Raw genomic sequence first — 6,762 nt, 5'->3', positions numbered from 1 at the left:
ACTCTGCACCGCTCTAATCAAAGAAACGAAAATCAAAGGCAGAGCATTTTTCGTGTAGCCGTTACTGAACGCTAACAACGTCGGCTTTGGGTCAAAAGCAGCGGTGGACGCCAAGTTGGATCGGCGTCCGATTTGCCCCTGAGAGCCGACATGACACGCGCTCAATCAACCTTCGGCTAAGGGCCACAAGCGGAACTGCTCAGCTATCGGTCCCCCTGTCGATCAACACAATTTACCGAACCTTAGACGCTTTCCATGCACAACCATTAGCTGTTGGTGCGTCGGATAGCTTCAACGGCTTTGATATGTCCATTAGTGGTTGGGAGACGATGGCTCTACAGCGCCTGAGGTGGCTGGCAGCGCTCTGGATTTTGGGGAGCGTCCTAACAGGTTGCGGCTCCCTGAGCGAGACCATCAGATACCGCTTAACAATCAACGTAGAAGTTGATGGAAAGGTCGTCAGTGGTTCTGGCGTCATTCAAGTCAAGCAGTCCGACACGAGAGGCCTCTTTGGCTCCATAGGAGGCTTCGGCAACGAGGTTAGCGGCGATGCTGTTGTGGTCGATCTCGGCACTCAYGGTGCGCTTTTCGCGCTTCTGCGTGGGCCGAAAGCTGGCTACGGAGATTTGGGTGGTCCTGCATGGATGTTGTTTGATGCCTTTGCCGATTTGCTCAAGAGCGAGACCGATCCCCTTCCGCGAGTGCGACTATTGAGAGAGCAGCACCCACGTCGGGTGTTGAGGTTCGATCAAATTCCGATGTTGGTCAAATTTCGCGATCTCAACGATCCAAAGTCAGTTGAACAAATCGATCCCAGAAATCTAGGCGCAGCATTCGCCTCTGGGGTTGTGCTTCGCGACGCACTCATTGAGGTGACGGAGGACCCATTGACTACGGGTATTGAAGTTAAGCTGCCGTGGCTTAAGACCATGAAAGCTCACCTCGACGGAGACCAGTATCATTCGCGAAACACGCTTGCTAACGAACTGAGTGCGCGCGATTTCTATCGAAGCAACCCTTGAGACAATCGGGCGTGATGCAATCCCAACTTCTGTCCGCTTTGGGTCAAAAGCAGCGGTGGACGCCAAGTTGGATCGGCGTCCGGTTTGCCCCTGACAGCCGACATGACACACGCTCAATCAACCTTCGGCTAAGGGCCAGTAGCGGCCGTCCGGTCAAGGATGCAACGCGCTGGTCACGAATGGGCGCGTCACGTCGGCCAATCGTCTTCCCAAGTAGTGCGCAGTAGCCAGATCAGAGTGCGGCAACTCCCCATCGACAATTTGGGTCGCCAATCCGATCTGGCTTCCCAGGCGGTTGCGGCCGCGCTGATCGTTACCACCCGGGATGTTAAGGCTGCACCACAGCATGCCATGTTGAGCGGCCAGCACGGTGAAATAGGTCAGGGTGTGGCCCTGATCGCCGTTCGCGCACGAGCCTGTCGTGAAGCCTGCGGCGACCTTGCGCGCCCAGCGCTGCTCACTCCATCTTTCACTGGTCGCATCAGCAAATGCCTTGAACTGAGCCGCCGGCCCACCCATCAACGTTGGGCTGCCAAAAGCGACTGCATCCGCAGCATCAACGGTGTTCATGGTGCATTCATTCTGAAAGCGCCCTGCGACAATGTCGTCGCCGACAATCCGGCACAATGTCGCATTTGCGACTTCTGCAGCTCCTGCTTGGATCGCTTCCGCTAACCTTGCGGTGGTCCCCGTTGCAGAAAAGTAGACGATGGCGAGCCTGATCAAGTGCTGCTCCTGCCCCTGTTCCAGCTCAGTTTAGCCGGAAGGGCAAGGTTGGCTCAATGCCCCTTCTCATCGCTTAAGCATGAGCGCCGACTTCCGCTTCGGGTCAAAAGCAGCGGTGGACGCCAAGTTGGATCGGCGTCCGGTTTGCCCCTGACAGCCGACATGACACGCGCTCAATCGACCTTCGGCTAAGGGCCAATAACAGACATCGCTGGCGCAAATTCCAAGGCGCAAACTTCCTTCGTTAATTGGTCAATTGCACTTACTCAACTAGAGCGCGCATGTTGCTGAATTTTCCCGACTGTTGCGGCCTAGGCACATCGCATGCTGGTCGGCTCAGCTAGGTTCGAGCTGGGAMGCCGGACATTCGAAAAAGAACCGGCATCGTTCGGGTGAAACGTGGATGGAGCGAAAATAATGAGGAAGATTTTGTTAAGTGGCGTGGCCTTGCTGGCAGTGAGCATGGCGGCGCCCGCGTCAGCGGCTGATCTGGCTGCTAAACCTTACGTCAAGGCCCCGCCCCCGGTGGTCGCGCCGATCTATGATTGGACCGGTTTCTACATCGGCGCCAACGGAGGTTGGGGGCAAAGCCACGGTTGTGTGGATTTCGTGACGCCCGCAGGGACAGTCGCAGGTGGTTGCGCCGATCGCTCCGGGGGCTTCGCGGGCGGACAGATCGGGTACCGCTGGCAAACCAATCAATTTGTGCTCGGCCTGGAAGCGCAGGGAGATTGGGCCGAAATCAAGAACACGCGCGTCAGTCTGATCGATCCATTGATTTCGACCACAGGCAAGATTGACGCCATCGGGCTCTTCACGGCGCAACTCGGTTGGGCGTGGAACGCCTCGCTGTTCTACGTGAAGGGCGGCGCCGCCGTGACGCGCAATCGATTCGATATATTCAACAACATCACCGGGGTCGGCCTGGCATCGGCAGGCCACACACGCTGGGGCGGCGCCCTTGGCGTTGGCTGGGAGTACGGCTTCACGCCCAACTGGTCGTTCGGTATCGAATACGACCATCTCTGGATGGGGCGTGATAATGCCGGCTTCGCAGGCGTGGTTACTCCCGGAGGGTTCATCCTCACCGGCAGCGGCGTGAGCCAAGATGTGGACATGGTCGCGCTTCGGTTGAACTACCGCTTCGGTGGATACGGCGCACCGGTCGCAGCCAGATACTGATCGCACCCATCTGCGCAAACCAAAGCCCCGGCTCGCCGGGGCTTTTTTGCGGACTATGAATTGCTAGCGTCTGAGGTGGGTCAAAATGCGAAGGACTCAACGTAAGCAAGTCGGGTCTGCTATGCCCCGTTGAACGGACCTCAATGAGGCGTGTCGCCGTTTCGCTGATGGGCCATTAAGCGACATCGCACCTTTATCGGCGCGCTCTCCAATCAATCCGCCACCAGCAAGTGACTTCGCCGGGCCAGTGGAATTACTTTTTCGCGCCGGTACCTGTGCCGGTAGTTGTAGCTGCACCGGTTGTTGTACCTGCACCGGTTGTTGTACCTGTCCCGGTAGCTGTACCTGTGCGGCGCTCCTGACGCCGCTCTGTGCGCGCAGTGCGTCTCTCCTGACGCCGCTCTGTGCGCGCTGTGCGCCTCTCCTGACGCCGCTCGTGCCGTGCTGAACGCCGCTCCTGACGCCGTTCCATGCCAGCGGTCGGAGCCGCAGCGGTCGGCGGCGCAGCAGTCGGAGCCGCAGCAGTCTGAGCCTCAGCATCGGATAYTGTCAGTACCGTAGGGGCCGCCGCGAGGCCGAACGCAGCCGCCAATCCCATCAGTGAAAGGGCGTTTCGGCGAGAGATCATTTCCGACTTGATGATTGCACTCATGTAAATCTCCCTGACTAGATGCTGTCAATGCGACCAAAACGCGAGTGCCTACATTGATCCACATCAACAGACGGGGGCCGGATGGAAGAATAGCCTCACAAGTTGATCAGCGTGAAGAAGGGACATCAATCATGTCGCGCCGGATTATTCTCTCGCTTGCTGCATCCGCTATAATCGGCATCGGGTGCATGGCGACTATCTCAACTGACGCCTTCGCGTATCGCGCCGGCGTTGGTCGCGCGGGCGTCTATCGCGGTGGCGTCCACCGCGGAGCCGTTTATCGAGGAGGTGTCTATCGTGGAGCAGCCGTACGCCGTGGAGTGGCAGTAGGTGTCGGCGCTGCTGCCGTCGGAGCTTATGGAGCCTACGGAGCTTATGGCGCGCGACGCTGCGGATACTACCCCTACGGACCTTGCTACTAAAACTTGCGCGGTACCCAGTCTCCTTAAGGGGACCCGGCTGCTGCCTCGCCGGTGTTGCGCGCCGTTCGCGCTTTGCAAGGTGTAAGGGCGACAGCCACGGAAATTCGTGCCCAGCGAAAAAGCGGCCCCGGGCGATGCCGGCGCCGAGGTTTGCCGGAGATCAGTGGTTATTGGTCCCATGAGGCGCGCCGGTGTGCTCGCGGGCCGTCACCGCGCCGACAGATGCGGAAGAGAGAGCCCGGGATCCTGGACGCAGGAGGCAATCGTGACCGAGCCCGATCGCAATGGAATTACCGCACGGTTGTGGAAGCTCCCTSGGCAGTTGCTGCTGGCGCTGATCAATGCAACGGCGATCCTGGTGATCGTCGCCGCGATTCTTGCGCTCGTCGCGATTGCCCGCGTCGACCATTTTGCCGAAAACGTCGTCGCAACGATGACCGAGGCAGTACTGTCGAAAGTCGATCTGCCGGCGAAAGAAGTGTTGGCGAATCTCCGAAAACTGACGGCGGAAGTCCGCGCGCTTCGCGATGCTGTCGGGGGGTTCAAGACAGCAGAAAATCCAGCCCGTCAAATAGAGATCGCGCAACTGAAGGAGAAGCTGACTGTTTTGAATATCAGCGTCGAGCGGCTTAGAAGCACGAGATCGATCCTCACCGACGWAGCGATTGCGCAATTGGGTCGGACGGCTACCGACGCACTGACGAAGCTGAGAGACTGCTCCTCCAGCGTTGGCCAATTGGAGCCTCACCGCACCCCGACAAGTAAGACGGTCGAAGCCTGGGGGGSCGTCGGCCCTCGGGGAACCGGCCCTGAAAATTGACGCAAGGCCACTATGGGGTCAACGGCGGGAGTCGAAAGCTACGTCGCCGATTTCCGGTCTGCCCCTTGCAGCGGACATATGCAGCTTTCCGAACCTCTTCGCCTTCGGGCCAATGGGCGACATAGCCTCTTAATGATTGCGTAAAGCCTAAGCCGTCACAAGCGTTTCCGTTGCTACGGGACATCCGATGTCGCTATTCCCCTTCAAGGAAGTGTCCCAGGGCCTTTAACGGGCGCAACCTATCAGAAATGATCTTCAGGATGGCCAGCATCGGGACGGCCAGGATCGCCCCAAGCGCGCCCCACATCCAGAACCAGAACACCAGCGACAAGATGATCAACACCGGGTTCAGGGTGAAGCGCCGCGCAAGCAACATGGGCGTCAGTGTTTCGCCCTCCACCAGGTGAATTCCAAGGTAAATGGCCGGTGGCAGCAAGGCCCACCATAAGCTTTCGAAGCTCAGCAATCCGACCAACACGAAGATGCAGACCCCGAATAGCGGCCCTATAATTGGAATGTAGTTGAGCAGGAAGGCTGTGGTGCCCCACAACAAGGGATCTCCCAGGCCGCAAAGATACATCGCGGCCGCCGTCGCGGCGCCCACCGCGGCATTCATGGCCGTGATCGTCACCAGATAGCCCGATATGTCCTCCTGGATCTGCTGAGAGATATCGACGGCTTGCCGCTTGTTGCTGAACGTCGGCAGGATTTCGACGACGCGTCGAAGGAATATGTTGCCGGCCACCAAAAGAAAATAGAGCACCAAGACGGTCGTAAACAGGCCATCGAGGACGGAGCGCGTCCCTGCGAAAAGTGCGCCCGTTATGCCAAGGTCGCGGCGAACCGAAACGATCGAACCCCGGCCAGGGGGAGCGTCTGCCGCCTGCTCGGCCTGTTGGATTATCTTTTGCAAAGCCTGGATTGGCCCTTTTATAACCTCCAAGTGTGCCTCCAGGCGCGGTATGCCCTCGGGCAGCCGCTCCGCCCAGGTCGCGGCCGGTACCGATAAGGCCGCCACGAGCCCTACAAGTGCTCCAATGACCAGGAAGACGGTCAAGAGCGCTCCGACCGCGCGAGGCACATGCACATGCCCCAACAGACGGACAGCGGGTTGAAGAAGGAGATTCAATACGAGGGCGAGCACGACGGGAAGGATGATCGAGCTCGCCACGTAGAGCGCCGCCAAGGCAGCCAGCGCGAATAAACCACCTAGAAAGAACGTGCGCGGATCGGATGGCAGCGGCATCTCCGTCTCGTCGACGACCTCCGTCACCGCGGCATTTGGCTCTGACGGGTTATCGTCCGGTACGGGCGTCAATGAGGAACGCTCTGGAGGTCGTTTGGCGGCAACCATTGGGGTTATCCTTCCGAACAAGCAACGACCTCGGCGCGCTTCGGGTGCGCCGTGCCCGCATAAATTACGTGGCCGCAAACTTGGCGTGCGTAACCGAAACTTTCGTTCCCAAAGCTCCGCTCAATGTCACCACTTGAGCATCAAGTTGTTTTTGCCAGCGCTTTTACCACTCCAGTACCAAGCCCCGTTTTCGGTTGAGCGAACACGCCATCCGATGTAATCAGAATTATAGATCGGGCCTGAGTGCTGCACCCATATTCATTTTTCCTGAGCGACCGTTCCTTGAGTGCAGTTTCAACGCAACTAGAGAACGCCCTTTTTCTGCGGAGGCTGTTTCGCTTGCTCATCCGCCAGCAACTTCAAGAGCACTCCCCGCTCCGCTTCACTGTGCGGTTCAGCAAGACGTTTCTTGAACAGGGCCAGGTTCTCTCGGTGAATGAACTCCTCCATAGCTGACCTCCCTCATTCGCGAAGAACTTGAGTCGGCAGACGCCCGCAATCCATGCGTGCCACACGTCCTAGTTAATAGTGTCTTCCGATATTTCTATAGTCCGGAGGATGTGCGCCTTCTGAATTCCCTTGGG

At 58.4% G+C, this 6,762-nt stretch carries 6 protein-coding genes; 3 read left to right on the top strand and 3 right to left on the bottom strand.

What is annotated here, in order from left to right; translation table 11 throughout:
* Positions 1–329 precede the first annotated feature (329 nt).
* The gene (locus AC1D00_RS20670; protein WP_477011942.1) at positions 330–1,022 is read left to right on the top strand and encodes a hypothetical protein; all 693 of its coding nucleotides are present in this window, start codon (positions 330–332) and stop codon (positions 1,020–1,022) included.
* Positions 1,023–1,175: 153 nt separating this feature from the next.
* On the opposite strand, the gene AC1D00_RS20665 is transcribed toward AC1D00_RS20670, so the two are convergent.
* Positions 1,176–1,748, bottom strand: a complete 573-nt coding sequence (locus AC1D00_RS20665) for a flavodoxin family protein (protein WP_477011941.1) — start codon at positions 1,746–1,748, stop codon at positions 1,176–1,178.
* Between the two features lie 417 nt (positions 1,749–2,165).
* Between AC1D00_RS20665 and AC1D00_RS20660 the strand changes: the two genes are divergently transcribed.
* Both AC1D00_RS20660 and AC1D00_RS20655 read left to right on the top strand, forming a co-directional pair.
* Positions 2,166–2,930 (top strand): outer membrane protein, encoded by a 765-nt coding sequence (locus AC1D00_RS20660; protein ID WP_135179606.1) that lies wholly within the window; start codon positions 2,166–2,168, stop codon positions 2,928–2,930.
* A 1,339-nt stretch (positions 2,931–4,269) separates the two neighbouring features.
* Positions 4,270–4,824: a hypothetical protein gene (locus AC1D00_RS20655; protein WP_477011940.1), complete on the top strand. Its 555-nt coding sequence runs from the start codon at positions 4,270–4,272 to the stop codon at positions 4,822–4,824.
* A 193-nt stretch (positions 4,825–5,017) separates the two neighbouring features.
* Here the strand turns inward: AC1D00_RS20655 and AC1D00_RS20650 are convergent, their stop codons facing one another.
* Together AC1D00_RS20650 and AC1D00_RS20645 are read right to left on the bottom strand one after the other, a co-directional pair.
* Positions 5,018–6,178: an AI-2E family transporter gene (locus AC1D00_RS20650; RefSeq protein WP_477011939.1), complete on the bottom strand. Its 1,161-nt coding sequence runs from the start codon at positions 6,176–6,178 to the stop codon at positions 5,018–5,020.
* Positions 6,179–6,481: 303 nt separating this feature from the next.
* On the bottom strand, positions 6,482–6,628 hold the full coding sequence (locus AC1D00_RS20645) for a hypothetical protein (RefSeq protein ID WP_167771607.1): 147 nt from the start codon (positions 6,626–6,628) through the stop codon (positions 6,482–6,484).
* Positions 6,629–6,762 lie beyond the last annotated feature (134 nt).

Source organism: Bradyrhizobium sp. P2_E8 (genome assembly GCF_056403875.1).
The sequence above is the reverse complement of the archived record's forward strand: the minus strand, read 5'-3'. Positions and strand labels throughout refer to the sequence as shown.